The organism is Ensifer sp. BR816 (assembly GCF_000378985.1).
Classification (GTDB): domain Bacteria; phylum Pseudomonadota; class Alphaproteobacteria; order Rhizobiales; family Rhizobiaceae; genus Sinorhizobium.
Genome location: NZ_KB905370.1, coordinates 2,494,476 through 2,521,185 on the forward strand (window position 1 = coordinate 2,494,476; position 26,710 = coordinate 2,521,185).

The following is a 26,710-nucleotide window of genomic DNA, read 5'->3' on the forward strand; positions in this document are numbered from 1 at the left end:
GTCCTCCGTCTCAGCTTTGATTGTCTCTCAATGGCGTTCCTGGTATGTTCTATCTATGATGAGTGCGACCGTTTTCCAGTCCGACGCCCCGCTTGACGAGCGCCGCGTGATCATAAGGCGCCATGACGGCGATGTGGAGATGGTGGAGCTGCCATGGGGGCTGCGTCCACGCGACGGCGATACGCGCGCCGTGAACGTCGTTCGGTCGGAGGGACGGACATTTCCAACCCACCGCTGCCTGGTGCCGGCCTCGGAGTTTCGCCATAGGAGCTTCAGCTTCTCACTCGCCAATGGTGACTGGTTCTACTTCGCGGGGATTTGGCGGCCGGCGATCGAGAACTGGCCGGAGGCCTATGCCATCCTGACAATCGGGGCGAATGCCGATCTCGTGCAGTTTCACGAGCGGCAGATGTCTGTGTTGACACGAGATCAACGCCTGGCGTGGCTCGACGGGCTTGTGCCTGAGGACGAAATCCTTCGCCCGCTGCCGGCAGGGACATTCCGGGTCAAGCGCCATTCGATCAATCCTGTCCAGGCGACACTGCCGGTCTAAAGGGCCAGCTGCAATTGCGGCGCCACTCCAGAGGTCTGCCGTTCCAGTGATGACAGCGAGACGCCGAGCAGGCGGATTCCCTTGCGCGGCGGAAAAATCGGCGCGAGTAGCAGGCCGACCACCTCCTCGAGATCGGCGATCGCTTGCAGAGGTGCCGCAACCGTCTTGCTCCGGGTAATCTGGCTGAAGTCGGCATATTTGACCTTCAGCGTCACGGTCTTGGCGCCGATCTCATTGGCCTCGCAGTAGCCCCATACCTTCTCGATCAATGGCTGAAGACCTTCACGTGCCGGCTCAAGGGAGTGAATGTCCTCGGAGAACGTGTCTTCCGCGCCGACGGATTTGCGCACCCGGTCCGGCTTGACTTGGCGATTGTCGATGCCGCGGGCGATGCCATAGAAATACGGTCCCGACTTCCCGAAATGTTCCACCAGGAACTCGAGCGTCTGCTCCTTGAGATCGGCGCCTGTGTCGATCCCCAGCCGATGCATCTTTTCGGCCGTTGCGGGGCCTACGCCATGGAATTTCTTGATGGGAAGCTGCTCGACGAAGGCGGGGCCGTTCTTCGGCGTGATGACCGCCTGGCCGTTCGGCTTGTTAAGGTCGCTTGCCATCTTGGCGAGGAACTTGTTGTAGGAAATGCCGGCGGAGGCGTTGAGCCCGGTCGTCGCCTTGATCTTCGCCCGTATTTCCGCGGCAATCTCGGTGGCGATTTCCATGCCCTTCAGGTTTTCGGTGACGTCGAGATAGGCCTCGTCGAGCGAGAGCGGCTCGATCATCGGTGTGTACTCGGCGAAGATCGCGCGGATATGCAGCGAGACGGCCTTGTAGACGTCGAAGCGCGGCCTGACGAAGATGAGGTCGGGGCATTTGCGCTTCGCGGTCACCGAAGGCATCGCCGAATGAACACCGAACTTGCGTGCCTCGTAGCTGGCGGCCGCCACGACGCCGCGGGCGGCAGGATAGCCGACGGCAACCGGCAGGCCCCTGAGTTCCGGATTGTCGCGCTGCTCGACCGACGCATAAAAGGCATCCATGTCGATGTGAACGATCTTGCGCGGCCGCTCGCTGCCTTCGTCGTTTGTCATCGCCTAGCTTCCAAAAGGTCCTCAGCCAAACATGGGAAGTGCGCGCCGCATCTGTCACCCTCCGGCGTCTGCATGCGCTCGCACCCTACAGCCATTCGACGGCGAAGTACCGCGAAGCTCACACCGGCGCCAAACGCTTTCACCAGGAGCTTGCGCTCGAGCGCGCAATGGCGATCGCATCGGCGACAGATGAATTCGATTACCGGCTCACGATGATCCTCGAGTTTCGGGGCTACATCATTCACAGCCTGCCGTCGGTGCATGCGAAAAAATTCCTACTCCCGCCATCAAATTGAATCCGTTTACGGAATTCTTCGATGAGCGCTTCCGCTCAACTTCCGCGCGCCACATGCGGACTCATTTTCCCTTGGAGAACAAATACAGAACATATTCCCGCTTCTCAAGCCGAAAACGGGTTGCCGTAAAGGAGATCATGACCGCAGCCGTCGCCACTTCAAATGCCGTTCTCGACGCGTTGCGCGAGAAAATCGCCAGCCTGGAAGGCCCGGGCTCGCGCCGTCGCAGCGTCCTGCCGTTCGGGGTTGGCGAGATCGACGGGCAGTTGCCGGGAGGCGGCCTGGCCTATGGCGCCCTGCATGAAGTTGCCGGCGGTGGAAACGGCGCGATCGACGGCGCGGCGGCGGCGCTCTTCATCGGAGGCATCGCGGCCCGGACCACTGGCAATGTGGTCTGGTGCCTCACCCGCTTCGATCTGTTCTTTCCCGCACTCGCCCAGGTCGGGCTTCATCCCGACCGTGTCATCTTCGTCGAGTGCGATAGGGAAGAGACGGTGCTCACAAGCTTCGAAGAGGCTTTGCGCTATGGCGGCCTCGGCGCCGTCGTTGCCGAACTGGTGCCCCTGCCGATGACGGCCTCGCGCCGGCTGCAGCTTGCGGCGGAAAAATCCGGGACATTGGGCCTGGTGATCCGCCGCTGGCGGCGCCAGACGGAAGCCTCCGATTTCGGCATGCCGACGGCCGCGGCAACGCGCTGGCGGATTTCGGTGCTGCCGTCCGAGCCGCTTCCCGTCCCGGGTGTCGGTCGGGCGCGATGGCTGGCAGAACTCATGCGGGTCAGGGCGGGCGAGGGAGGAGAATTCATTATCGGAGCATGCGAAGGCCAGGGTCGTATCTGTCTTTCTTCCGACACTGCCGACCGACCGGATCAGGCGCGCCGATCCCGCTCAGACGGATCGTCTGATGTGAGACGGTGATGCCACGGGCTGCTAGCAGGTCTTCAACCATTCGCAGGCTGAGGGGAAATCGGAAATACAGCCAAACCGCATGGGCAATCACATTAGCGGGAAATCGGTGGCGGCGATAAAGTCGATTACGGGCAATGTTCCTCATGCCCATTCATCGCAGGCGGAAATCGACCGCCAGTTAACGTTACAGTGCCCTGCGCTGTGCTTGTTCGCGATTTGTGCGTTTTGGATCGCATAATGTATCGACTGGAATGTGCCACAGGGTCAGGCTATGCAGCTCTATCGATTTCCGGGATCAACTCCAGTTCGCGATGAAGTGCTCTTTCCTCTGTCTTGAGGTTGAAGCTGGTCTGCATGTTCATCCAAAACTCCGGCGTTGTGCGGAAATATTTGGCGAGGCGTAAAGCGGTATCCGTCGTGATCGGTGTTTGCTCCGCCGCTATACGTTCGATGCGGGTGCGAGGAACATTGAGCTTTTTCGCCAGGGCACCAGCGCTCATGTTAAGGGGACGTAGGTACTCCTCGCGGAGGATTTCGCCCGGATGGACCGGCGGAAGGGTATGGGTCATCTCAAGCTCCCTGTGCCACGCTGGCGTTTAATGGTAGTCAACTATTTCGACGTCTTCGATACCGGCATCTGTCCATACAAAGCATATGCGCCATTGATCATTGATCCGGATCGAGTGTTGGCCTTCTCTATCGCCCTTCAGCGCTTCAAGTCGATTTCCCGGAGGGGAACGCAGGTCGTCGAGAGCGGCAGCACTGTTCAGGATCGTCAATTTACGAACGGCCGACCTTATGATGTCTGAAGGAAAGCCTTTTGGTGCTTTGCCGCGCGCAACGGCTTCGGTTTTGGCGTCCTTAAATGACCTGATCACGTCTGGCTCTTCATGCTTGTATCATATGGTGATACTGATGAAAGTCAACCAATATGTATCATGGACCGATACAGATTCGCAATCGCGGGCCTTTTTACGCCATCCGAAAATGGACGATCTTCGGTTCAATTCTGTTCAAGGCGAGGGATTGGCGATCACGCCCGAATAGCAGCCATAGGCGACCGATCCGACGAGAACGCCACGTAGGCGAAAGAAACCCGCATCCGCGAGCGCCTTGGTGACATCGCCAGCGAAGCGATCGGGACCCTGCATGCCGCCCGAGCGAAGAAGCGTGGAAACCAAACGTCGCCGCTCCCTGATGTTGCCCTTGATCTCGCGATGTCGCCTGACACGCGCTTCGATCTCCGGATCAGCAGCGGGGCCAACATAGCTCCGCTTGTCCTTGCCCTCGGGAGTTGGGATGTCGAAATAGAAATAGTTTTTGCCCTTCACGGGAACCATGACGAAGCGCCCCTCGAGTGGAAAATCCGACTGCCATTGCGCGTCCAATGTCTGCTGGACGAGTTCCGCGAACATCGTGCGGAATACAAGATCGATATCTCTCATCGTCCTCGCCAGCCTCGGTTATAATGTAATTGTAAAAACATTATAACCACGTCCGTTATAATGTGTATGTGAAAAACATTGTAACTTCTCTGTTTTTGTCAAGTCAGCCAACGTCAAGGCTCTGGCACGCGAAGTTCAACAGAAATACCCCACATCTGTTCACCGAGCTCGAGAGCGACCTTGACCAAGTCGAATTGAATTCCAGCCTCGAGCATAGCGACATGGTCGGCCAAACTGGCCGGAGGCTTATTCGGATTTCCTAACGCGCTTGCCCCTCTTCTATCCGGAAAACCGAATACAGCCGTACGGCAGGGCAAACAAAGGTACTTCTACTTCAATGGCTTAGCGGCGGCTCTCGCGCCTGTTCCAATTGGCACGCGTGTTGCTCTCTTCAGCCAATAGCCCGCTCAACAGCGGGTGGATGGAGAGGAGCAAGCCCAAAATGACTGTTGCCTTGAGCCGTATTGAACACGACCTGCTTGGGGACCGAGAGGTCCCCATGGACGCATACTACGGTGTTCACACCCTGCGCGCCGTTGAAAACTTCGCCGTGACAGGCATTCCGATTTCCCACTATCAGGACCTGATCCGTGCCCTCGCGCAAATCAAGATGGCCGCCGCGCGAGCCAATCTGCAACTGGGGCAGCTCGACGCCGAACGGGCCGGGGCGATTGTTGCCGCCTGCCGGGAAATCGCAGGCGGTGCGCTCAATAACCAATTCGTCGTGGACGTCATCCAGGGAGGCGCCGGTACTTCCACCAACATGAATGCCAACGAGGTGATCGCCAACCGGGCGCTGGAGCTTCTGGGCCACGTCCGTGGCGAATACCGGCACCTGCACCCGAACGAACATGTCAACCTTGGCCAGTCCACCAACGACGTCTATCCGACGGCGCTGAAGCTTGCGACCTATACCGGCATTTTCCGTTTGATCGATGCCATGGCCCATCTCCGGGCAGCCTTCGAGCGCAAGGCGGACGAATTCCACGACATCCTCAAAATGGGGCGGACCCAGCTGCAGGACGCGGTGCCGATGACGCTGGGGCAGGAATTCTCCACCTATGCGGTAATGCTGGCCGAAGACGAACAGCGGCTGCGCGAGGCTGCCTTGCTGATCCGCGAGATCAACCTCGGCGCAACGGCGATCGGCACCGGCATCACCGCCCATCCCGAATACGCGCCGCTGGTTTGCCGGCTGCTTTCGGAGATCAGCGGCGTACCAGTCATCACTGCGCCCAATCTCATTGAAGCTACGCAGGATTGCGGCAGCTTCGTCCAGCTTTCGGGCGTCTTGAAGCGCGTCGCGGTCAAGCTGTCCAAGGTTTGCAACGACCTTCGCCTGCTCTCCAGCGGCCCGCGGGCGGGTTTCGGCGAAATCAACCTGCCGCCCCGCCAGGCCGGCTCGTCGATCATGCCCGGCAAGGTCAATCCGGTGATCCCGGAACTCGTCAACCAGATCGCCTTCGAGGTGATCGGCAACGATCTGACGGTGACCTTCGCCGCCGAAGCGGGCCAGCTGCAGCTCAACGCCTTCGAGCCGGTCATCGCCCACAGCCTGTTCAAGAGCATCGGCCACCTCAGCCGGGGGTGCCTGATTCTTGCCGACAAATGTGTTGATGGCATCACTGCGAACCGCGAGCGCCTGGAGGCGAGCGTGCTGGGCTCGATCGGCATCGTCACCGCACTCAATCCCATCATCGGTTATGCCAATGCCACCGAAGTCGCAGCGGAAGCGCACCGCACCGGAAGGGGCGTCGCCGAACTGGTGGAGGCGCGTGGGCTGATGACGCCCGAAGCGCTAGCCGAGGCCTTGCACCCCGAGTCGCTTACCAAGCCGCGCCCGATCATGGCGCGCAGCTAAACCATCCAGATTGTTGATCAAAAACCGCCGGATGAATCCGGCGGGGGAGGAAGGAGACTATCATGAAGATAAACAAGCAAACGACCTGGATCATCATCGCAATGATCCTGGGCGTCATCGTCGGCTATGGCTGCAACGTGCTGTCGGGCAGCCCGGCTGCGGCGAAAGACATCGCCGGCTATTTCGCGATGGTGACCGACATTTTCCTGCGGCTGATCAAGATGATCATCGCGCCCTTGATTTTCACGACCCTCGTTGCCGGCATGGCCGGCATGGGGGACGCCCGCACCGTCGGGCGCATCGGCGGCAAGGCGCTCGGCTGGTTCCTGATGGCCTCGCTCGCGTCGCTGGCGATTGGCCTCGTCTTTGCGAACCTTTTCCAACCCGGCGCCAATGTCGGCGTGCCGCTGCCCGATGTATCGGCCTCGGCCGAATTGAAGACGACGTCGCTCAATCTCAAGGACTTCATCACCCACGTCTTCCCGCGCAACATCTTCGAGGCGATGGCGAACAACGAGATCTTGCAGATCCTCGTCTTCTCGGTGTTCTTTGGTCTTGCGCTCGGTAGTCTGAAGGACACGAAGGCGCGCGCCCTCATCGAAGTGATCGAAGGCGCAGTCCCGGTCATGCTGAAGGTGACAGATTACGTGATGCGCTTCGCACCGGTCGGCGTCTTTGCCGCCGTCGCCAATGTCGTCACCGTCCAAGGCCTAGGGATCCTGATGGTCTACGGCAAGTTCGTCGGCAGCTTCTACGCGACGCTCGTCGTGCTCTGGGCCGTGCTGATCGGCGCCGGTTTCCTCGTGCTCGGGACAAGCGTATTCCGTCTGGTCCGGGAAGTGCGCCAGCCGATGCTCGTCGGCTTTTCCACCGCCTCCAGCGAAGCGGCCTACCCGCGCGTGATGGAGAAGCTGGAAGACTTCGGCGCCAAGGAGCGCGTCATCGGTTTCGTCCTGCCGCTCGGCTATTCGTTCAACCTGGACGGATCGATGATCTATACGGCCTTTGCCGCCTTGTTCATCTCCCAGGCTTATGGCTTGCCGCTCACCATGGAGCAGCAGATCGTCATGCTGCTCGTGCTCATGGTTTCGAGCAAGGGCATCGCCGGTGTGCCGCGCTCCGCGCTGGTCGTCGTTGCCGCCGTGCTGCCGATGTTCAACCTGCCGGAGGCAGGGGTGCTTTTAATCATGGGTATCGACCATTTCCTCGACATGGGGCGAACCGCCACCAACGTGCTCGGCAATGCGATCGCCACCACGGTCGTTGCCAAGTGGGAAAACGCGCTCGACATTCCTGACGAAGCGGAAGAGCGCACGCGCGAAGGACTGGTTGCGGCTGAATAGGCCGGCGCCCAACAAAGATCTGCCCGCCGCTGAGAAGGCGGGCAGATCACCGCATGCTCGCTCGGTCTCATCGGATGTGGTAGGGAACCGGGTCAACAACACTGCTGCGGCGTGCGCATCCGCTTCCATTCATTCCCATGTCGATCGCCTCTCTCATTCGCAAATACGGTTTGCTGCTTCCCGGTCTAGTCGCCATGGCGCTTGCCGTCGGCATTGCGGGCTTTCGCATCAGCGAGAACCTGGGGCTTGCCGAACTGCAAAGAACGGGAACGCAGCGGCTCGAGCTCTACGCCACCAGCCTGAACAGGCAGATCGACAAATACGCCTATTTCCCCGCCACTCTCGGGCTGGAGAGAGACGTAATCGACCTGATCGCACACGGAAAACCGCTCACCGACACCGTCAACCGCTATCTTGAGCAGCTGAACCAGCGGGCGGGTACGCTCTCGATCTACCTGCTCGACCGGCAAGGACATGTGGTCGCCGCCAGCAACTGGAACCGGCCGGACAGCTTCATCGGCGAAGACCTGTCCTATCGCTCCTATTTCAACGATTCCATACGGGGCCGGCCCGGACGGCTTTTCGGTATAGGCACTACCGTTGGCGAGCCTGGCTACTATCTTTCCTCGCCCTTGCTCGCGAATGGCGGGGTCGTTGGCGTGGCTGTGGTCAAGGTCAGCCTCGAACAGTTGGAACAGTCGTGGGCGACCGTCGAGGTGCCCGTCATCGTCACGGACCAGAACGGCGTCGTCATCCTTGCATCCGTCCCATCTTGGAAATTCACCACGCTGCGCCCGCTGCCGGATGCAGAACGCCGGCGGCTCGAGCGCGGCCTGCAATACAATGCTCGCCCGCTTCCCTCACTCGGCCTGCGGCATGAGGAGGCTCTCGGTGAAACTGCCGCCCTCGTGCGGCTCGCGCCATCGGCGGAGGTGGACGGCGGTTCCAAGCTGTCGGGCAATTTTCTGGCGCAGACCGCCCCGATGGCCGAGACCGGCTGGTCGCTGACGGTGCTCTCCCCCGCCGGCGAAATCGGCACCATCGCCTGGACTCGTGCAGCGCTTGCCGCAACCGCCAGCGCCTTCGTTGGCATCGTGCTGGTGCTGCTCGACCAACGGCGGCGGCATCTGCGCGACAGGTTGCGGGCACGCGAGGCGCTGCAGCGCGCGCACGACGAACTGGAGCGCAAGGTGGAGGAACGGACACGGACGTTGCGTGCCGCCCAGGACGAGCTCGTCCATGCCGCCAAGCTGGCCACGATCGGTCAGATTTCCGCCGGCCTTGCCCATGAGATAAACCAGCCTCTGGCGGCGCTGCGCACGCTCTCCGGCAACGCGGTCAAATTTCTTAGGCGCGGCGATGTCGCGACCGCCGAAAGCAATCTCGATCGCATCGGCAGCATCGTCGACGGGTTGGGCACGCTCACCAACCAGCTCAAGTCCTTCGCCCGCAAATCCCCGGGCACGGTGGGTGCGGTCGACGTGCGACGCGCGGTCGACAACGCGCTGTTCCTGCTCGACCAGGGCCTGCGCCGCGCGGGCGTGGCCGTGTCTACCGAGATTGAGGCGGATGAAGTGATAGCACTCTGCGATGCCAACCGCCTGGAGCAGGTCATGGTCAACCTCATTGCCAACGCACTGGACGCGATCGAGGGCACCGCGTCACCGACGCTCCGCCTTTGCGGCCGGCGCGAGGACACGCGCGTCGTCATCGACGTCCATGACAACGGGCCGGGCCTGCCCGAGCATGTGCGCGAACACCTCTTCGAGCCGTTCTTCACGACCAAGGAAAGCAACAGGGGCCTTGGGCTCGGCTTGGCCATTTCGTCGGAAATCGTGCATCATTTCGGTGGAACGCTGACCGGCGCGAACCATCCCCAGGGCGGCGCCGTTTTCACCGTCGCTCTTCCCGCAACCGGTATCGGAGATACACCATGAGCGACAACCTCAAGGTCCTAATCGTCGAGGACGAGCCGAATGTCCGCCTCGGGTGCCAACAGACACTCGAGCTCGAAGGCATGGATGTCGAAGCGGTGGAAAGCGCCGAGAAGGCACGACGGCTCGTTTCCGCCGACTATCCAGGCATCGTCCTCACCGATATCCGCCTGCCGGGCGATGACGGCATGGCGCTCATGCACGATCTCTTCCAGCAGGATCGCGACCTGCCGGTGGTGTTGATGACCGGGCATGGCGATGTTTCGCTGGCGGTTCAGGCGATGAAAGACGGAGCGCACGACTTCATCGAGAAGCCTTTCTCCCCCGATTATTTCGTCGAGGTCGTGCGCCGGGCACTTGAGAAACGCAGGCTGACGCTCGAGGTGCGCGAACTGCGCGCCAAGCTTTTGGGCCAACAATCGACCGCGGCTCGCATCATCGGTCGTTCACTCGCCATAGAGCGGGTGCGCCACCTCATCGGCGAGCTTGGCAACAGCGCGGCGGATGTGTTGATCCAGGGCGAAACTGGAACAGGCAAGGAGCTTGTGGCGCGATGCCTGCATGAGGCCAGTCCGAGACGCAGCGGTAATTTCGTCGCCATCAATTGCGGCGGTGTGCCGGAAAACCTGTTCGACAGCGAAATATTTGGCCATGAGCCTGGTGCCTTCACCGGTGCCGCCAAACGGCGGATAGGCAAGATCGAGCACGCCAACGGCGGGACGCTATTTCTCGACGAGATCGAAAGCATGCCGATGGCCATGCAGGTCAAACTGCTTCGGGTCCTGCAAGAGCGCACGCTCGAGCGCCTTGGATCGAACAGCCCGATCCCCGTCGACTGCCGTGTCATCGCGGCGACCAAGGTCGACCTGGCAGCGCTTGCCGAAAAAGGAGGGTTCCGGCCGGACCTATACTATCGTCTGAACGTGGCGATGCTGCCATTGCCGCCGTTGCGCGAACGGCGCGAGGACATTGGCCTCCTGTTCGAGCAGTTTGCCCTGGAGGCGGCATCCCGCCACGAGCGAGGCGAGCTCGCGCCCGACGTCGAGCGAACCCAGCGATTGTTCGCCCACCATTGGCCCGGCAACGTCCGAGAGCTGCGCAATGTCGCTGAACGCTGCGTGCTGGGCATAGCAGCGGGCTTCCCGCCATTCCGCGAGGCGACGAACACCCCCTCTCGGCCCTTGGCAAGATATGTCGAAGAGTTTGAACGCGCCCTTATAGCCGACGCTCTTAGCCGCAACGGCAACAGCCTGGCTCGCGTCAGCGAGGAATTGCTCGTACCGAAGGCGACCCTGCACGACAAGATCCGCAAATACGGCTTGGCGTGACTGACGAACGGCCACCGAAACGCGCATAAGAGGACATAGCGGTGGTTTCCCAAGCCTATCCTCTTGCGAGGGAGTGCCGGCTTTGGATCGTGCTCTAGCCGTCTCTTGCCCAGCCCGGTAGACCGATGCCGAGCATAGTTAGGAGCAATCATGGGGTAGCCGGCTGGGAGCCCCACTTCTCACGATTTGCTCTGGAGTGAGGCCGTACTTTACCATCGGTTGGCGCCTCAGGATTTGAACTTTTTGCCATCCTCCAGGCAGATGAGGAAATCGACCGTCACCGACTTCTTAATCGGCACGGCGGGGCGCGCTGTTCTTCAACGGCCGTCTAAGTTTGATGTGGCGGAGATGTGCCGCTCAGCGAGGAATACGTCTGCTGGATAAGGCTGGACAAATCGCTGGCAGAAACGGCGTTGCGGCTCAGATAGGCCGCGACGATCCGGCTTGTCAGCTCCAGCTTTCGCTCCAAATTGCTCGGACGTGATTCGCTCAACATCGCCACCTTTGTTCGCCTGCCGCTCAGACGGGTTCGCTCAACGAGCAGGTATTTCGGCCGGAAGGAAGGCGGACGGCGTCGTCGTTTTTTGACAAATTTCTGGGCATTTTGGCTTGTGTGTCCCGTTCTGCTGGCTGCATGCGTTGCCAGCGTCTGGATCGCTTTCTATCCTGACGCATGATCCGCGCTCTGCTAGTGCGCCGAAGCCCGAGGACAATGGAGGCCCATGGCATCTCAGCTAGACATGTTTCCCTCGCCGCGTGAGGTCGATGATGTCGTTGTGAAGCTGCGACGGCCCTTGAGGCTGCGCGAGCCGAGGCACCTCGATGACGAGAGCATGGCCCGGCTACTGGAGGAGAGCGGCAGCTATCGCGTGCTGCGCAAGCTTGTCGCCCGCCAGATCGTCGACAAGCCGCGGCCGGGATTTCCTCGCCATGGAGTAATCATTGATACCGAGACAACGGGTCTTGACCACAACAAGGACGAGATCATCGAAATAGGCGCAGTTGCCTTCACCTTTAACGACGAGGGCCATATCGGCGACGTCACCGGTGTCTACGGCGGCCTGCGGCAGCCGACTGTCCCGATCCCCCCTGAAATCACCCGCCTCACAGGGATTTCCGACAAGATGGTTGCAGGGCAGATGATCGATGTCGGGCTGCTTGGAGCCCTGGTCGACCCGGCCGATCTCGTCATCGCCCACAATGCCGGTTTCGATCGGCCGTTCTGCGAGGCATTCTCCAGCATGTTCGCCGGCAAGGCATGGGCCTGTTCCGTCAAGGAAGTCGATTGGGCGACGCGCGGTTTCGAGGGTACCAAGCTCGGCTATCTGATTGGCCAGAGCGGATACTTCCACGATGGTCATCGGGCCGTCGACGATTGTTTTGCTCTGTTCGAGGTGCTCGCCGGCGCCGGCGGGGTAACGGAGCCAAGCGCTTTTGCGGAACTGCTCGAGACAAGCCAACGCTCGCGCGTGCGCATCTTCGCCGAGCACAGCCCCTTCGACATGAAAAATCATCTGAAGGCTCGGGGATACCGCTGGTCGGATGGCAGTGACGGCCGTCCGAAATCCTGGTGGACCGAAATCAATGAGGAGGAGCTCGCCGCGGAGCTCGCTTTCCTGAGGTCGGAGATCTACCGGTGGGAAGAGGCCGACCCACCGATCAAAAGACTGACGGCGTTTGATCGATATAAGGCTTGATGGGGATGGCTTTGCCGCCCAGGCTCGGACGCCGGTTGTTGTGGAAAGCCGAACTTCATCATGAGGTCAGCGGTGTACCCCAGTTCGGCTGGCTCGAGGTTGGAACACTATGAAAGCACCGTGGAAATTCCTCGCCCAATTGACCTCACGGCGACCGTCGGCGAAAGCGCATCAGAGTTCGATTCGGAATGACACCGATCCCAAGGCGCTCGAGAGCGAAGTGGAGAATACGTCTGCAATTCCGCCCAATTCGGCGGTTTCTGCCAGCCCAACTGGTCACAATGAGGACGTCTCGATTGATCAAGGGCCGGTCGCATCCGATCAGGCGAAAGGCGACGACGATGTCGCGCCGGCACTAACCCCGCCGATCTATGCTGAAGAGGCTCAAACACCTGCGCGCCTTGAAACTGACAATTCGGATGCAGAAGTGACTTCCTTGGCGCCGAAAAGCACGAACACAAGGTCGCAAAGAAAACCGCGAAAGAAGCATCGAAAACGCGGCAAGAGAGCCAAAGCCGACCTGGCTGTGCAGAGCGCTGCCGCCGCAAAGGACCGTCGAAGCGTGCAACCCCCGTCTTCACGGGATTTGTTCTTCCATGAAGTGGCAATACTCGACGAAGAAATCAAAACGCTGAGAATCGAACTAGCCCAAAGGCTTCATCTGCAAAACGCTCAGCTTAAAAAGATGCTCGAGCGATTTGAAGGTTCCTGATCTAGGCGACCCTCCCGATAGGTGCGCGCTTGCGTCATCCTTGCTCGGCGGCAAAACGCTGGCCGCCATACTATTGATTGAGTTCGAGAGCCTGCTAAGCACGCGACCTCGCCGCCAAACTGATCAGGGCTTATCAAGCAGGGCTTTGCGACGATCTGGGCTGAAGTATTGTCGCGGGGCTGTCCTGAGCCGTTACGGCGAATACTCTTGGCGCGTTCGCTTTCACCCGCCGACGATTGTCATGCTTCAGGCACAAGCCCAACATCAACTATCCGTAAAGCAGGACGCTAATGGTTGTGTTGACTCTGTGGTGCACTCAGCCGAAAACAGGCAATCACCAGAGGAGGGATTGCTGATGGCTGACGAGAGTAACACAGGACCAGTTGCTTCGACTGTAGCGAAGGACGCAGAAGGGAAAGCACCAACGGCTAAGAAGCAAAGGTCGCCACGGCGTCCGAAAGCGGCTGCCGAACCGGTGCAAGCTGCATCCAAGGCGTCGGCCGCTAGACCCAGGAGGTATAGCGAAGAAGAGAGAAACGACAAGCTCAAGCTGATCGAGACGCAAGTTACCGGAGGCAGCACGCTCAAGGACGCGATCAAGAGCGCCGGCATATCGGAGCAGACGTACTATCAGTGGAAAGGTGCTGCCAAGCCCCTGGAAAAAAAGGTCACGAGGGGCACCAAACCCGTTCTGGCCGATGAGTTGGCAGATCTTGTCCAGCTTGAAGAGGAAAACCAGAGGCTCCGCAAACAACTGGCGGAGAAGTTGCGGGCGGAAAATGCCGACCTGCGCAAGAGGCTCGGTCTGAAGTAATCGGGACCGGGAAGCGCAGGGCGACGTTTTTTGCGCCTCCGTGTTACGCCAGATGCTTGAGCTTGCCCCAGCTGACATTGGGGCGCAAACCAAAGTCCCTGCTGTCCGCCCGCTCTTTCCAGGTGAAGCACGCCAGCTCCGCGTTGGCGATGAGTTGAAGCACGCGGGGAAGGGCTGTATTGGTGCGCCAGCAGAATGCAATGGCGCCGGTCGGCGTTGCTCTCACAATTTGCTTAGGATTGAGAAGTAGATGAAGACGCCGCCACGGAGCTTCGTTGTTGAATTCAAATCGGGGCGACGACAGTCAGCGGCGCGGACGAACTCGATTTGGGGAGATACAGACCTAAAGGCTCTGGCCCGCGAAATTCAACAGAAAACCCCACATCTGTTCACTGAGCATGAAGCACCCGGAACACCTGGCTCGAGTGAAGCAATGCCCTCTGATCCGATCACTGCAGAGTCTGCCGGCGAAACCGCAGACGCTGTCGAAATTGCTCGAGCAGCGACACCATCGACCGACAGCGCAGAGCTTGAAACGCCGAAGCGGTCTGAGGCCGACCCTCTGGCCGCCGAGGCTGTCGCGCAGGTGCAGAAAAGTGACCCGCGCTTGCAGATCCGACCGGCGCCACCGAGCACCGCGCGTAAACGCGTCAAGCGTGCCCCCGCTCAGACGATCGCACGCAATTCGACGGGTGAGCACCAGGATCTAAGGGCGCCGAAGGGGGCTGTCGACAATCTGATCTCTCTCGACGAACTTGCCGCCCTTGACGCAGACAACAAGCGGCTCAAGAGGTTGCTGGCTGATCAGCTTCGTGCACAGAACCTTCGGCTCAAGAAGATGCTTGAGCGATTTGATGCCGAATAGCGCGGTCGAACCATAGCGTCTTTGCGAAGATTCCGCTGAGGCGCGAGTTTCGCGGATAACGGCGCGCGGGCCGGGCCATATCGAGATCAACAGCCCGGTTGCGGCCTGTAACCGCGCGCTCGCTTCCGGCGAGCCAAGACAAGGAAGTGCCCGATCGCCTGACGCTCATCCTTGAATAGATCAACGCGCTGTTTGCCGCGAGTTCCGATCCGGCCCCAATGGCGGACGAGCGAAGCGCCGCCGAAGAGATCCGGTTCGATCGACATCATGTAAAAGCGCGCCATGTTCTTCGTCGCGTCAATTCGCTGAACATACAGGCGGAACCAGTGCTGGGTCATGCCCGCGAGCTTGGCCGCTCCAGGATTCGCCGTCCAATGACATTTATGAATCGATCACCGCTGATCGATCCTGCAATCGAGGGACGAGCCCTCGATCATCTGACGCAAGCGCCAGTAGGGGGCCAACGGCCAAATGGATGACGTGAAATTCAATGCTCCTCTGGAGCCGACAAAGAAAGAACGCACTGTGCATGTCCGCGTTACGGGTCACGAACATGCGGCGATCGAGAAGGCCGCCGAGGACGCCGACATGACGGTGTCCAGCTTTTTCCGGTCGCTGCTTCTGGAGGGGGCGGGGGTTCGGCCGATGTTGACCAGCGATGACCGGCTGGTCATGGCGGCTCTGCTCGAAGACATGCGTATAGAAGAGATGCGGAGGCGCCTGAAGCAGTTGGCTCAGCTCGGCGCTGCAGGTGGCGGCGGCTCGGGCGGCGCTTCGGGTGTTCATGGATCCGCATCGAAGGGGAGGGGGCTCCTCGAGCGCAGGCGAAGCCAGCGACGGCAGCAAACCGGCCGATGGAGACACGGCTTGCAGCCGTCGCAAAGGGAAGCCAGCCGGCAGTCGTTAAAATGGCGTCATATGGCGGCGGTGCTCGGGTCGGTGCGATGCTGAATTATGTGTCCCGTGGCGGCGAGCTGAAGGTCGAGAATGAAAGCGGCAGGATCCTCGAGGGGCGGGAGGAATTGGCGCGCATCCGTGGCGGTTGGGACCACCTTTTTCAGAACCGCGCCGAAAGCCGCGACATTGGGAGCTTTTCCGTCGAAATCGCGGGGTCCGGCTTTGCATCGGACGAGGCATTGCACGAGCAGGTGAGGAGCACTCTGACGAGCGGCTTTGGCGACCGGCGGTATGCCTATGTGGTCGCGAAAAATGACCCCGGCTCCGTGACCGTTCGGGGGCTTGTCGTATTGCGAAGCGGGCAGGGGGAGCGGCTAACGGGCGACGTGAAGGCGGCCGGCATCATCCAGGGCCGATACGACGCCAGCGCGGCCGCCGGCGTGGCTGCGGCGAAGTTCTCCTTTCATGGCTACGGAAATGGCGTCGAGTTCGGCACCAGCCGCTTGCGTGGGCTGGTCGATCGGCATGACGACGTTCGCGATGATCGCGGCCAGTCGATAGCGGATGAGAAGGTCGCGGGCGATCTGGTGCAGAAGGAATGGCGTGGCGAGCTCCACAGTCGCAAGAGCCGCGACGTAATGCACGTCATCATGTCGGCTCGGGCCGGAACCGACGTTGCCGCGTTCGAAGGTGCGGTTCGCGACTTCCTGGCGCATCAGTTTGCTGGGCATCGGTACGTCTTCGCTATGCACGATCCGGCGAGTGACCCCAAAGAGGCAGGGGAGGGGGGAAGCGTCCGCATGTGCATGCCCATGCGATCGTGGCGATGAAATCGGATTTCGGTGATCGCATCGAGACGACACCTGCCGTGTTTCGCGAATGGCGATCCGTCATGGCAGAGAAGGCGCGGGAGCAGGGCATTGAGATGGAAATGACCGACCGGCGCGAGTTTGCCAGCCCGCCGGCATTCACGCGCACTCAGGTCCGGCCGGTGAGCCGCGAAGGCCGCACAGAGCATGTCGGGACGAGCGAGGCTGCGCAGGCGCGATACGACGCCAAGCGTAGCGGCCGACGCACGGTCGCGAAGAGCGATCGGAGCCGGCAGTACATCATAAAGGCGCAGGAAACCTGGCAGAGGGTCGCCCTTGCGGGTGCCGACCGCCAAGTCGCGGCCTATGCCGCGCAGCATCGAGAATACTTAGAATCCGGGCTTTCGACTGCACAAACGGAGACGAGTGGAACTGTCATTCGCGCGGATTTTGGATCGAACTTCCGCATCAATTTGGCTACATTGCAGGAGATGGTTTTGGAGGGTCAGGAATTGCGCGAAATGTCACGAGCAGAGTTTGAGACCTACGAGAAGAAGGTCGAGACGGCCTTGTTCAAGTTGGAGCGGTCGGTCTCGGCAGACGATCGGGCGGACTTTGACGAGATAGCCGGCCTCGCCCGCGATTTCGTCAATCAGAAGCGTGAGCTGGTGGACCTCTACGAGCGGCGCAAGGAGGCATTGGCGGAGCAAAGTGGCGAAGCGCCTCGCAGCGAGCCGCGTGATCCGGCCAACGACGAGTGGGACGCTGCGGTCGCCAAGCACGGCGAGGCTGTTGTTGAGGCCGGCAACGTGGCCATGATCGAAATCGAGCACTACCGAGAGGGACTTGATCGGATCGAGGTCGGCGAGTTTTCGGCGGACCGCAAGGAAAGATTCCAGAACGGTCTCAATCAGGCAATTGAGCGAGCTGCGCAATTGGCTATCGAAGGTAACAGCTACATTCGAGAAGTTGCCGAGCAAGACCCTGATTTGCAACGCGCGATCGATCAGTCGGAAAACATATCGGATCGTCCGGAGGAAGCGAAGGCGCCGAGCAGTCGACACTGCCGACGAACAACAGCGCGGTTTGCGGGCAGACGAGGAAGATCGGCAGCCGAGCGACAACGAGACGGGCCAGGCTCACGAGCTTGCATCGACGGTCGATGCTACAAATCGCCTGCAAGATCGTCTAAATAAGGATAGGGAAGCCGCACAGCGTAGCGGAGAAACGACACGGACAGATCCCGCACAACAGCATATTCCTCGACTCGAGGAGCTGGAGCGTGAACAGATCGAACAGAGGGAAGGCGACCGCGACGACCGCGAAAGTTAAAGGGATATGCTGAACGATAACCGCCAACAATACGTCATCCAGAGCAACGACCCAAAAGGCGACGAAGGATTCGGGAAGTTCTTGGGTGTAATTATCGTGTTTGTGATGTTTTTAGGCGTCGTCCAGGTCGTCTATGACTCGGCTATGGCCTGGTATCGCGACACGATGATTTGGCTGAATGATACCGCATCCTATCTTGCCGGTTTCTGGCCCTTCTAAAGCTCACTTCTTTTTTCGAGATCGGCGTCAATCGCGCCGATCTTATCGTCCACCTGACTGCTTTGGGTGGAAACCAGCAATTCGCTCGCGAAGTATTGAAGGTCGGCATTACCGGCACTGCAGACGTTCATCGCCCTCGAGTGAACTTTACCCAAGGCGGAAGTCCATCTGATCCAGTCGAACTCTTACTAATGGCCAAAACGATCGCTCGTTTGGGCCATGAGTGCCACGGTATCGACCATCGAATGGTCTACCGTTCCTCAGGTGGCTTGAGCTGCCGGAACTGCAGCAACAACAGAAGATCATAGACGATCTTCAGCGCAGCACAGATGATGAGCGGCGAAGAACGATGGGATGCGGCAAAAAGAGCACCTGCAAGGGCGGGGCTCACCGCCGCCGCCAGACTGCGCGGCACGGAAGTGAAGCTCGCGGCCGCAGCCCGCTCCGCCTCCGTGACGACCGCCATCACATAGGAAGAGCGCGTCGGCACATCCATCTGCGAGAGCGCCGACCGGATGAGCAGCAGGGCAAGCGCCAGGGGCAAGCTGGGTGCGAATGCCGCCAGCAGAAGGGCAATGCTCGACGGGATGTGGGTGAACACCATCGTGTTGATCAGCCCGATGCGCCGCGACAGCCATGCGGCGACAGGAAACGAGAACGCCGACAGCACGCCCGCCCAGAAGAAGAACACCCCAGCTTGCGCGAGCGACAGATCGAACCGCTCGAATAGCCACAGAGCGAGCAGCGACTGGACGACGAAGCCGCCGGCGAAGGCGTCGAGGCTGAACAGGGCTGCCAGCTTCAGAACGATGCCACGCGAGGGACCGAGCGCGCCAGTCTTGGCGGTCTCGTGGCCGACGAGGCGCTTTGGTATGCGGACATAGAGAAGGCCGCCGGCAATGCCGACAAGCGCGTAGAGCACGAACATCAGCTTGATTGCGGTCAGTCTGTCGAGCCCGATCGCGGATGAGAAATCCGGCAACGCGCTCGCAAGCGCGCCGGCGGCGCTTGCGAGCGCCCCGACGAGGCTGTAGCGCGCAAACATCATCGTTCGCGTCGCATCGCTCACTTCGCGGGTGAGCGCCGCGTGCTCGAGCGGCACGAAGACACTGACGCTGCCGGCCGAGGGGTTGATCGTGCCGGCAAAGGCGACGACCAGCAGCAGCCAGTAATCGTGTACCAGGGACATGGCGACGCCCGTGGCCGTCATCAGGCTGGCGGCGGCCAGAAGCAACCAGCGAAGATCGTGGCGCGCGCCGAGGAAGCCGACGGCAATCGTCAACAGCGCAGAGCCGAAGAGCGATGCCGTCGCAATGACGCCGACCTGCAGCGGCGAGAATCCGAGAGCGAGCAGATAGACCGGCAACAGGATCGCGACGAAGCCGTCGCCGAAGTCGCGTAAGGCGCGGGCTCCGAAAAGGTATGTTGCCGGATGCGTGCTTCGCACGGATCTCACGACTTCCATCGCGCGGCGCCCTCCTGCGCTGGGCTTCATTAGCGGTTACGACATCATCAGCGTCCAGATCATGCCGGCGACGGCGCAGGCCAGCAGCGTCGCGATGACCGACGCGCGGAACCGGAAGATTGCAAGCCCTGCTGCCACGGTCAGCACCAGCGACGGCAGAACCAGGGAGCTCAGCACGGGCACGTCGAGCGAGAACCGGCCAAGGTTCAAGGTTACGACCTCGGAAAACAGCGTGTGCAGGCCGAACCAGACAGCGAGGTTGAGGATCACCCCGACGACAGCGGCGGTGATTGCCGACATCGCGCCGGTGAGCGCCACGTTGTTGCGCAGCCGCTCGATGAAGGGCGCGCCGAGGAAGATCCAGAGGAAGCAGGGGACAAAGGTCACCCAGGTCGTGAGGATCGCCGCGAGCGTCGCCGCGGTCATCGGGTTCAGCGATCCGGGATCGCGATAGGCTCCCATGAAGCCGACGAACTGGACCACCATGATCAGCGGGCCTGGCGTCGTCTCGGCCATGCCGAGACCGTCCAGCATCTCGCCGGGTTTCAGCCAGCCGTAATGCTGGACTGCCTCCTGGGCGACATAGGCAAGCACCGCATAGGCTCCGCCGAAGGTGACGACCGCCATCTTGCTGAAGAACATGCCGATCTGGGTGAAGACGTTGTCGACGCCGAGGAAGGCCGTGATGAGCGCCAGCGGCACGAGCCAGAGCGCCAGGAACACCGCCGACACCCGCAGCGACCAGGCGAGGTTCGGGCGGGCATGGATCGGCGTCTCTTCACCAAGGATCGAATCCTCGTCCTTGAGGATCGGACCGGTCCCGGCCTTGTGGCCGCCGCCGATCCGGAAGAGCGGCGAACCGGAACGGCCGCCGATATAGCCAATGATACCCGCGGCGAGGACGATCAACGGAAACGGCACGCGGAAGAAAAAGATGGCGATGAAGGCCGCCGCGGCAATGCCGATCATCAGCCGGTTCTTGAGCGCCTTGCCGCCGATGCGGAAGACCGCCTGGACGACGACGGCGAGCACCGCTGCCTTCAGGCCGAAGAACAGGCCTTCGACGACCGTGACATTGCCGAAGGCGGCGTAGACGTAACTCAGCCCTAGAATCGCGAGGAAACCCGGCAGCACGAAGAGCGTGCCGGCGACGAGGCCGCCGGCGGTTCGGTGCAGGAGCCAGCCGATATAGACGGCGAGCTGCTGCGCTTCCGGTCCGGGCAGCAGCATGCAGTAGTTCAATGCATGCAGGAAACGGTGCTCGCCGATCCAGCGCTTCTCGTCGACGAGAATGCGATGCATCACTGCGATCTGCCCGGCCGGGCCGCCGAAGCTCAAGGCCGCCACCCTCAGCCAGACGCGGACGCCTTCGCTGAACGGGATGCCGTGGCTGTAGGGCTGCCGGGCCGCATCCGGCGCGGCCTTGTCGGCGATCTCGGTCATCTCAGGCATCCTTTTTCGGCGACGGCCAGTTATGCGTTTCCTCGGTGGCATCGCGGCACCAGCGGTAGAAGGCGTCATAGAGCAGCATCCCTGCCTCGAGCTGTTCGAGGTCGTCGGCATACATCCGCGACAGGCCGAGCGATGCCGCGAGCAGGCCCGGCGCTTCTGGGGCGAGGTCGAGGCGGGCGGTATCAGCGCCTCGTACGATGGTCGCGAGCCGCCGCAGCGGTTCCGTCGCAAGGCCGAATTCCTCGACCATGACGTCGAAGGTACAAAGCTCGCCCCTATGACTCCAGCGGACGGCAGCATCAATGTCGAAGGGAGTGGCGGCGAAACGCTCGCCGACCGTTTCGACCTCGGAAGGCGACACGTACAGGAAGACCGCCCGCGGGTCGACGAAGCGGCGGATCAACCACGGGCAGGCGATCCGGTCGATCTTCGGCCGCGCTCGCGTCACCCATATTGTGCGCCCGCTGGCGTCCCGCTCCGGTATCGCGGAGACGGGCACGGCCGGATGTCCGCGCTCCTCCCAGGCTTCGAAGCCGCCATCAAGCACGTCGGCGGCTATGCCATAGTTGCGCAGCCAGGCGGCAACGCCATAGCTGAGCTTCTTGCCGCGATGGCAGATGACGACGGCGGAGTCGCTATCGATCTCCGCAGCCCAGTCCTGCGCGTTGCGATAGTCGCGCCGGACCGATCCCGGCACCAGGCGCGGGTCCACCTCGAAGTCCTCGTCAATGCGGACGTCGATGAGCGCGGGGCATTTCGGGGTGCCGATCAGGCGGGCGAGTTTGTCAGGAGAAATTTCAAGAAGTGACGACATGGCGCGTCCTCCGGGTGAGCGGTTGAATGGACGCGATGCTTCGGCTGTCGCCTCGTGGGGTGATCGCAACCCCATGCGCGATTTTTTGCTCGCTTTGACCGGCGCTGTCAAGGCGGATCGATCGGTCCGTCAGCACGTGAATTTGACGAAGGGGCGAGCGCGTTTACGGACCGCGCTCTTCAAGCCGGTTGCGCAATCAGGTAGCGAAGCCCTTTGGCTCCGACGTCACCTTGCTCGGCGATCCTGAAGCCGTGCTGGCTGAGATCGGTCGCGACCTTATCCAGATCGACGTGGCCGTGCCGGTGGAAGCGGAAAAAGCGCTTCCGGCGCGCCGGCTTTGCGAAGTCAACGATCAGCACACGGCCGCCCGGCTTCAGCACCCGCAAGGCTTCTCTGCCGAATTCCGCGCGGCCTGCCTTCGGCAGATGATGCAACATCAGCGTGCTGAGGACGACGTCGAATACCCCGTCCTCGTACGGCAGTTGCTGGGCGGTTGCAGTCGTGAAGCTGACGCTAAGCGCCGCTCGATGCGCCTTTGCCGTGGCGCGCGCGACCATCTCGGCTGACGCATCGACCCCGTCCACGCGCCCCGCCGGTCCGACCTTCTGCTTGGCAAGCAGCGCCACGGTGCCCGTGCCGCAGCCGATATCGAGGACCGCTTCTCCCGGCTTCAGGTTCGCGAACTTCAGCATCTTTTCGCGGAAGGCGCGCTCGCGACCGTAGGTCAGAAACCAGGCCAGGATGTCGTAGAGGGCGGCGGAGTGGAGCAGGATGCCAATGTGCGGCGTCTTCGCCGCTCCGGTAGTCGATGTTTCGGTGGTGGCGGTCAGAGAACGGTGAGCGCGGGGCCAAATCACCAAGACGGCGATGACGGCGAGTGCGCCGACATGAAGCAGCAGAACAGGAACTCCCAGGGAGAGGATCGCATGTGCCTGCCCCAGCAGTGCAAGCGCCGCGATCACGAGCGTTAGCTTGATGGCAACGACCGCCCACAGCGGACGCCGTCCATGAAACATCTCGAAAAATCCGTTGTGCATTACATCGTCTCCTGCCAGCTTCGAATTGTCCGCGGCAGCATAAGATACTGGACGGCGTGTCCAGTATTGGTTTTACTGGCCGCATCGCACCACAGCGCCCAATACTGGACAGGTGGGTGTCTTGTGACCAAAAAAGGACGCCTTCAGTGGCCGCCGGATCGATCGATCGCCGCGTCGCCCGAACCCGCAGCCGCCTGCAACAGGCGCTGCTCAAGCTGACTGCCGAAAAAGAATATGGAGCGGTCACCGTCGAGGACATCTGCAGGGAAGCCGATGTCGGACGCTCGACCTTCTACACGCATTATCCCGACAAGGAATGCCTGAGAAAGGCTACGATCGACGAGCACATGAAGAGCCTGCAGGCGGGCGGTGCCGAGCGTCATTCGATGCGAGACTTTGAGAGCTTCTCCTTCAGCGGGCCGGCATTTGCGCATGCTTATGCAACGCGGGAGATGCATCGGGGGCTGATGGGCGGGGCAAAGCGCGAAATACCGCAAGAGATCCGCGACTGGGTCAGCGGGCAAATACGCCGCGAACTGGTGGGCATCGCTGATGGTGGCAAAGATCGGGTGAGGCTTGAGATCGCCACGCGCTTCGTTACCGGCGCGTTCTTCGAGGTCATGCACTGGTGGCTTGACGGAGATGGAAGACTGCCTCCGCAAGAGGTCGACCGGATGTTCCAGAAATTGGCCTTCGATGGGGTAGGCACGGCTCTCGCCGCCCGTGACGATGGCGGCAGCTAAACCGCCATGCTCGCAAGCGGCCATCGAAGTGAGCGGAAAAGCATCAGGGAGTCGGGAAAAATGGCCGATAAGGGAGTTGCCCAAAGATCGGCGAGGCTATGGAGTGCACACCGATGGCGCTTTGACATTATTAAGTCGCATATTCGGAATTCGGTTCATCCGATATTCCAAGTCATAGAGCACCGGGGGCGGCGACATGAATTTGACCAGCATCATGGCGGTATTGGCCGTCTTAGCGCCCGCTATCCCAGCTTTGGCGGATCCCTATCAGGAGGCCGTGAACGGGCTGATGCGAGCGTCGTTCCGGCATATGGAGCAGACGTACGTCTGCCGCAACCTCACCGGTCTTTCGCGCTACAAGGACGCGCTCGTCGCGGCTGAAAATTCCGTCCGTCTAACCGGAGTGCCGACCGACGTCGCCATGGCGACCGTGGCAAAAATGGCTGCCAGCGTTGAGACGGCACCTCAGAGGCTTCACCCAAGTCTCAGCGATTGCGCGGCCGGCGTCGCACGTACGAAGCAGGAGCTTCTGGACTGGGGCGCGAAATTCCGCCGCTCACAAGAGTGACGTTTCCTGGGCCGCCATTTGGGCCTCGGCGGCAGGGCGACCGCCCATGTCACCGCATGAAAATCTCGTGAATTGCCACCGCGACGAGGATGACTCCAGCGATGGCCTCGACCGTTTTCGATGCCCTCGCGAGGAGATTATGCCTGGTGGCAAGCAGCCTCTCGATCCGCGTCCGGAAGAACACCGTCGCCAGCGCGACGCTGGAGAGTGTCAGCGCCACCCCGGTCATCATCACGATAGCGAACATGATGCCGGCCTCGGGTACACCGCGCGACATGGCGAAGGTCACATGACGAACAATGTCAGGGGACAGGGGATCAGCCCCGCCATGAAGCCGACAGCGACGTGCTCCCCCTCGCCGTGGAAATGCGGCGGGCGGAACAGGGCGCTCCAGAGCATCCAGGCTCCTATCACACCGAGCAGGCCGCGGCTCACGTCCTCGAGCAGTGGGGCCGAACCGGCGCTGCCGAGCATGACCGAGACCAGCGGCAGCGAGAACAGCGCGATCAGCACGGCCATGGTGACGTGCGTAACCGACAGAGCGATCGACACCGTGAGACCGCGGGTCATGCCTGCCGACGATCCGGTCAGATAGGTCGCCAGCACCGCCTTGCTGTGGCCAGGCGTCAGCGCATGCACCGCGCCAAAGACGATGCCCATGGGGAGGAAGGCGAGAAAGGCCGTCCAGCCGCCGCCATTCGCGAAGGTTTTGATGTGCTCGGCGAAGGCGAGATAGATGTCCCGCTGTATGTCTACGATCGTCTGCAGCAAAGCCTCATGCCCAGTTCAGTGCGACGCCCGCCACGGCCAGATAGCGTGTTATCTTGGCGATCGCCACCAGCAGCACAAAGTGCGTTAGTGGCTCTTTCATGACCCCTGCGGCGACGGTGAGCGGGTCGCCAATGATCGGCAACCAGCTCAGGAGCAGCGACCACTTGCCATAACGGTGATACCACCGTTGAGCGCGCTCCAGCCCGGCTCCGCTTGCCGGAAACCAGCGCTGATTCCGGAAACGCTCGATGCCGCGGCCGATCAGCCAGTTCACCACTGAGCCGAGCACATTGCCGAGGCTCGCCACGGTGATGAGCAGCCATGGCGAGTAGCCGGCGACCAGCAGGCCCGCCAACGCCGCCTCCGACTGCATCGGCAGGATCGTGGCGGCGGCAAGCGCCACCGTGAACAGCCCCGCGTATGCGGCGAGGTCGCTCATCGTTCGGCGGGCCAGTCGGGATGGTGGCTGTCGATCACGTAGACATGGCTATGCTTGTGGCCGTTACCGACACGCGCCGCGCCGACGAGGTGGGGATGGTCCCCGGCAAGCTCTTCGTGAACGTGCTCGATCTCGTCGGGATCATGCGCCGGCCACAGGCGTGTCGCGACGAAGATCGCCGCTGCGGCGATCACGCCGAGGGTGGCGAAGGTCGCCGGCAGGCCGATCCTGGCGCCAAGCCATCCAGCGAGCGGATAGGTGATCAGCCAGCAGGCATGCGACAGCGCGAATTGAGCCGCAAAAAGCGCCGGCCGGTCTTCCGGATGGGACGACCGGCGCAGGAGCCGGCCGGATGGCGTCTGCGTCAGCGAATAGCCGAGGCCGATCGCCACCCACAGCGGCAGCAGCAGCGCGAAGCTAGGCACGAACACGCCGACGAACAGAGCGGCGACGAGCACCGCGGCACCCGCCAGCATGGCGGTCCGGTCCGGCGTTTTGTCGAGCAGGCGTGGCAGCAGCAGCGCCGCGATCATCGAGCCACCGCCGAAGGCCGCAAGGGCGATGGCCGTCGCGCGCTGGGTGAGCCCGAAATCCGCCTGGACGAGCACCACGGTGTTGACGATGACCATCGATCCGGCCGCCGAGACCGCGAGGCTGAGCGCGAGCAGGCCGCGCAGCCGCGGCGTGGCGAGATAAATGCGCAGGCCCCGCGTCGTCCGGTCATAGATGCCGCGCCGCTCCGCCGCCTTCGGGCTCGGCAGCGCGACCGAGACGACCAGGGCTGCCGAAGCGAGGAAGCCGATCACGGTGCCGGCGAAAAGGCTATGGAAGCTGACAACGGTCAGCAGGGCGGCGGCCAGCATCGGACTTGCGACGCTCTCGAGATCATAGGCAAGGCGCGAGAGCGACAGGGCGCGGGTGTATTGCTTTTCGTCTGGCAGGACGTCGGGAATGGTCGCCTGGAAGGTCGGCGTGAAGGCGGCCGACGCCGACTGCAGCATGAAGATCAGCACATAGACCTGCCAGACCTCGCTGACGAACGGCAGCAGCAGCGCCACCGCGGCGCGCACGAGATCGAGGCAGACCAGCATCGCGCGGCGGGGAAGCCGTTCGGCGAAGGCAGCGGCGACGGGCGCGATGCCGACATAGGCGATCATCTTGATGGCGAGCGCCGTGCCGAGCACCGCCCCGGCCTCGGCCCCCGCCAGATCGTAGGCGAGAAGCCCGAGCGCGACGGTGGCGAGGCCGGTTCCGACTAGTGCGATCACCTGGGCCAGGAAGAGGTGGCGGTACGTGCGGTTGCCAAGAACTTGCAGCATG

27 protein-coding genes and 4 pseudogenes are annotated in these 26,710 nt (G+C 61.6%); 16 read left to right on the forward strand and 15 right to left on the reverse strand.

The genetic code is table 11. The features are described 5' to 3' along the window. The first annotated feature begins 55 nt into the window (after positions 1 to 55). Positions 56 to 553: an SOS response-associated peptidase family protein gene (locus tag RHIBR816_RS0112040; protein ID WP_018236797.1), complete on the forward strand. Its 498-nt coding sequence runs from the start codon at positions 56 to 58 to the stop codon at positions 551 to 553. Here the strand turns inward: RHIBR816_RS0112040 and dinB are convergent. Both dinB and RHIBR816_RS38365 read right to left on the reverse strand, forming a co-directional pair. Continuing rightward, positions 550 to 1,641, reverse strand: coding sequence for a DNA polymerase IV (gene dinB, locus RHIBR816_RS0112045; RefSeq protein WP_018236798.1), 1,092 nt, complete (start codon positions 1,639 to 1,641; stop codon positions 550 to 552). The genes RHIBR816_RS0112040 and dinB overlap by 4 nt on opposite strands. Next, positions 1,638 to 1,904 (reverse strand): hypothetical protein, encoded by a 267-nt coding sequence (locus RHIBR816_RS38365; protein WP_084811057.1) that lies wholly within the window; start codon positions 1,902 to 1,904, stop codon positions 1,638 to 1,640. The genes dinB and RHIBR816_RS38365 overlap by 4 nt, the downstream gene beginning before the upstream one ends. Before the next feature lie 170 nt (positions 1,905 to 2,074). On the opposite strand from RHIBR816_RS38365, the gene RHIBR816_RS0112055 reads away from it, so the two are divergent. Further along, positions 2,075 to 2,854 carry an ImuA family protein gene (locus RHIBR816_RS0112055; protein WP_018236800.1) on the forward strand — a complete coding sequence of 260 codons (780 nt, stop codon included), beginning with the start codon at positions 2,075 to 2,077 and terminating at the stop codon, positions 2,852 to 2,854. Here RHIBR816_RS0112055 and RHIBR816_RS35885 read toward each other — a convergent pair. The 4 genes and pseudogenes from RHIBR816_RS35885 to RHIBR816_RS0112070 all read right to left on the reverse strand — a co-directional run. Further along, positions 2,832 to 2,990, reverse strand: a pseudogene (locus tag RHIBR816_RS35885) (IS6 family transposase); the annotation flags it as partial. The gene RHIBR816_RS0112055 and the pseudogene RHIBR816_RS35885 sit on opposite strands and share 23 nt — an antisense overlap. Positions 2,991 to 3,114: 124 nt before the next feature. Beyond that, positions 3,115 to 3,414: a HigA family addiction module antitoxin gene (locus RHIBR816_RS0112060; protein ID WP_026186902.1), complete on the reverse strand. Its 300-nt coding sequence runs from the start codon at positions 3,412 to 3,414 to the stop codon at positions 3,115 to 3,117. Positions 3,415 to 3,441: 27 nt separating this feature from the next. Continuing rightward, positions 3,442 to 3,723: a type II toxin-antitoxin system RelE/ParE family toxin gene (locus RHIBR816_RS0112065; protein ID WP_026186903.1), complete on the reverse strand. Its 282-nt coding sequence runs from the start codon at positions 3,721 to 3,723 to the stop codon at positions 3,442 to 3,444. Positions 3,724 to 3,876: 153 nt separating this feature from the next. Then, positions 3,877 to 4,290, reverse strand: a pseudogene (locus tag RHIBR816_RS0112070) (GSU2403 family nucleotidyltransferase fold protein); the annotation flags it as partial. A gap of 442 nt (positions 4,291 to 4,732) precedes the next feature. Between RHIBR816_RS0112070 and aspA the strand changes: the two are divergent. The 4 genes from aspA to RHIBR816_RS0112095 all read left to right on the forward strand — a co-directional run bounded on the left by aspA (position 4,733) and on the right by RHIBR816_RS0112095 (position 10,756). Continuing rightward, positions 4,733 to 6,151, forward strand: coding sequence for an aspartate ammonia-lyase (gene aspA / locus RHIBR816_RS0112080; RefSeq protein WP_026186904.1), 1,419 nt, complete (start codon positions 4,733 to 4,735; stop codon positions 6,149 to 6,151). Between the two features lie 62 nt (positions 6,152 to 6,213). Then, on the forward strand, positions 6,214 to 7,494 hold the full coding sequence (locus RHIBR816_RS33995) for a dicarboxylate/amino acid:cation symporter (RefSeq protein WP_018236806.1): 1,281 nt from the start codon (positions 6,214 to 6,216) through the stop codon (positions 7,492 to 7,494). A gap of 137 nt (positions 7,495 to 7,631) precedes the next feature. Next, positions 7,632 to 9,431 carry an ATP-binding protein gene (locus tag RHIBR816_RS0112090; RefSeq protein WP_018236807.1) on the forward strand — a complete coding sequence of 600 codons (1,800 nt, stop codon included), beginning with the start codon at positions 7,632 to 7,634 and terminating at the stop codon, positions 9,429 to 9,431. Then, entirely contained in the window at positions 9,428 to 10,756 is a 1,329-nt protein-coding gene (locus RHIBR816_RS0112095) for a sigma-54 dependent transcriptional regulator (protein ID WP_018236808.1), read from the forward strand. The genes RHIBR816_RS0112090 and RHIBR816_RS0112095 overlap by 4 nt, the downstream gene beginning before the upstream one ends. A gap of 98 nt (positions 10,757 to 10,854) precedes the next feature. On the opposite strand, the pseudogene RHIBR816_RS35890 reads toward RHIBR816_RS0112095, so the two are convergent. Then, positions 10,855 to 11,249 (reverse strand): annotated as a pseudogene (locus RHIBR816_RS35890) (MucR family transcriptional regulator); the annotation flags it as partial. Positions 11,250 to 11,478: 229 nt separating this feature from the next. Between RHIBR816_RS35890 and RHIBR816_RS0112100 the strand changes: the two are divergent. The 4 genes from RHIBR816_RS0112100 (at position 11,479) to RHIBR816_RS0112115 (ending at position 14,844) form a co-directional block, all read left to right on the forward strand. After that, positions 11,479 to 12,453, forward strand: a complete 975-nt coding sequence (locus RHIBR816_RS0112100; protein ID WP_026186905.1) for a 3'-5' exonuclease — start codon at positions 11,479 to 11,481, stop codon at positions 12,451 to 12,453. Between the two features lie 109 nt (positions 12,454 to 12,562). After that, positions 12,563 to 13,165 carry a hypothetical protein gene (locus RHIBR816_RS0112105; RefSeq protein ID WP_026186906.1) on the forward strand — a complete coding sequence of 201 codons (603 nt, stop codon included), beginning with the start codon at positions 12,563 to 12,565 and terminating at the stop codon, positions 13,163 to 13,165. A 355-nt stretch (positions 13,166 to 13,520) separates the two neighbouring features. Next, positions 13,521 to 13,979: a transposase gene (locus RHIBR816_RS0112110; RefSeq protein WP_018236811.1), complete on the forward strand. Its 459-nt coding sequence runs from the start codon at positions 13,521 to 13,523 to the stop codon at positions 13,977 to 13,979. Positions 13,980 to 14,229: 250 nt separating this feature from the next. Continuing rightward, positions 14,230 to 14,844 (forward strand): hypothetical protein, encoded by a 615-nt coding sequence (locus RHIBR816_RS0112115; RefSeq protein WP_026186907.1) that lies wholly within the window; start codon positions 14,230 to 14,232, stop codon positions 14,842 to 14,844. Between the two features lie 86 nt (positions 14,845 to 14,930). Here RHIBR816_RS0112115 and RHIBR816_RS0112120 read toward each other — a convergent pair whose 3' ends face one another. Then, the gene (locus tag RHIBR816_RS0112120) at positions 14,931 to 15,182 is read right to left on the reverse strand and encodes a WGR domain-containing protein (protein ID WP_018236813.1); all 252 of its coding nucleotides are present in this window, start codon (positions 15,180 to 15,182) and stop codon (positions 14,931 to 14,933) included. Between the two features lie 133 nt (positions 15,183 to 15,315). Here RHIBR816_RS0112120 and RHIBR816_RS38370 point away from each other — a divergent pair, with 133 nt between their 5' ends. The 4 genes from RHIBR816_RS38370 to RHIBR816_RS0112135 all read left to right on the forward strand — a co-directional run bounded on the left by RHIBR816_RS38370 (position 15,316) and on the right by RHIBR816_RS0112135 (position 18,101). Beyond that, on the forward strand, positions 15,316 to 15,795 hold the full coding sequence (locus RHIBR816_RS38370; RefSeq protein ID WP_018236814.1) for a hypothetical protein: 480 nt from the start codon (positions 15,316 to 15,318) through the stop codon (positions 15,793 to 15,795). Next, positions 15,789 to 16,571 (forward strand): hypothetical protein, encoded by a 783-nt coding sequence (locus RHIBR816_RS37935; RefSeq protein ID WP_198294139.1) that lies wholly within the window; start codon positions 15,789 to 15,791, stop codon positions 16,569 to 16,571. Before RHIBR816_RS38370 ends, RHIBR816_RS37935 begins: the two co-directional genes overlap by 7 nt. Beyond that, the gene (locus tag RHIBR816_RS37940; RefSeq protein WP_198294140.1) at positions 16,568 to 17,746 is read left to right on the forward strand and encodes a hypothetical protein; all 1,179 of its coding nucleotides are present in this window, start codon (positions 16,568 to 16,570) and stop codon (positions 17,744 to 17,746) included. Before RHIBR816_RS37935 ends, RHIBR816_RS37940 begins: the two co-directional genes overlap by 4 nt. A gap of 142 nt (positions 17,747 to 17,888) precedes the next feature. Then, the gene (locus RHIBR816_RS0112135) at positions 17,889 to 18,101 is read left to right on the forward strand and encodes a hypothetical protein (protein WP_018236815.1); all 213 of its coding nucleotides are present in this window, start codon (positions 17,889 to 17,891) and stop codon (positions 18,099 to 18,101) included. A gap of 250 nt (positions 18,102 to 18,351) precedes the next feature. On the opposite strand, the gene RHIBR816_RS0112145 is transcribed toward RHIBR816_RS0112135, so the two are convergent. The 4 genes from RHIBR816_RS0112145 to RHIBR816_RS35265 all read right to left on the reverse strand — a co-directional run bounded on the left by RHIBR816_RS0112145 (position 18,352) and on the right by RHIBR816_RS35265 (position 22,848). Further along, positions 18,352 to 19,566 (reverse strand): MFS transporter, encoded by a 1,215-nt coding sequence (locus RHIBR816_RS0112145; RefSeq protein ID WP_018236817.1) that lies wholly within the window; start codon positions 19,564 to 19,566, stop codon positions 18,352 to 18,354. A 36-nt stretch (positions 19,567 to 19,602) separates the two neighbouring features. Beyond that, complete coding sequence (gene chrA / locus RHIBR816_RS0112150; RefSeq protein ID WP_018236818.1) at positions 19,603 to 21,018, reverse strand: chromate efflux transporter; 1,416 nt, start codon at positions 21,016 to 21,018, stop codon at positions 19,603 to 19,605. Then, positions 21,011 to 21,832: a sulfurtransferase/chromate resistance protein gene (locus tag RHIBR816_RS0112155; RefSeq protein WP_018236819.1), complete on the reverse strand. Its 822-nt coding sequence runs from the start codon at positions 21,830 to 21,832 to the stop codon at positions 21,011 to 21,013. Before RHIBR816_RS0112155 ends, chrA begins: the two co-directional genes overlap by 8 nt. Positions 21,833 to 22,011: 179 nt before the next feature. Continuing rightward, positions 22,012 to 22,848, reverse strand: coding sequence for a class I SAM-dependent methyltransferase (locus RHIBR816_RS35265; protein WP_157628159.1), 837 nt, complete (start codon positions 22,846 to 22,848; stop codon positions 22,012 to 22,014). Positions 22,849 to 22,925: 77 nt separating this feature from the next. Between RHIBR816_RS35265 and RHIBR816_RS35270 the strand changes: the two genes are divergently transcribed. Both RHIBR816_RS35270 and RHIBR816_RS0112170 read left to right on the forward strand, forming a co-directional pair. After that, complete coding sequence (locus RHIBR816_RS35270; protein WP_198294141.1) at positions 22,926 to 23,612, forward strand: TetR/AcrR family transcriptional regulator; 687 nt, start codon at positions 22,926 to 22,928, stop codon at positions 23,610 to 23,612. A gap of 196 nt (positions 23,613 to 23,808) precedes the next feature. Further along, positions 23,809 to 24,180, forward strand: a complete 372-nt coding sequence (locus RHIBR816_RS0112170) for a hypothetical protein (protein WP_018236822.1) — start codon at positions 23,809 to 23,811, stop codon at positions 24,178 to 24,180. Positions 24,181 to 24,229: 49 nt separating this feature from the next. On the opposite strand, the pseudogene RHIBR816_RS34020 reads toward RHIBR816_RS0112170, so the two are convergent. The 3 genes and pseudogenes from RHIBR816_RS34020 to RHIBR816_RS0112185 all read right to left on the reverse strand — a co-directional run bounded on the left by RHIBR816_RS34020 (position 24,230) and on the right by RHIBR816_RS0112185 (position 26,709). After that, positions 24,230 to 24,951, reverse strand: a pseudogene (locus RHIBR816_RS34020) (nickel/cobalt transporter). A 4-nt stretch (positions 24,952 to 24,955) separates the two neighbouring features. Next, positions 24,956 to 25,390, reverse strand: a complete 435-nt coding sequence (locus RHIBR816_RS0112180; RefSeq protein ID WP_018236823.1) for a YqaA family protein — start codon at positions 25,388 to 25,390, stop codon at positions 24,956 to 24,958. Further along, the gene (locus tag RHIBR816_RS0112185) at positions 25,387 to 26,709 is read right to left on the reverse strand and encodes an MFS transporter (protein WP_018236824.1); all 1,323 of its coding nucleotides are present in this window, start codon (positions 26,707 to 26,709) and stop codon (positions 25,387 to 25,389) included. The genes RHIBR816_RS0112180 and RHIBR816_RS0112185 overlap by 4 nt, the downstream gene beginning before the upstream one ends. Position 26,710: the final 1 nt, after the last annotated feature.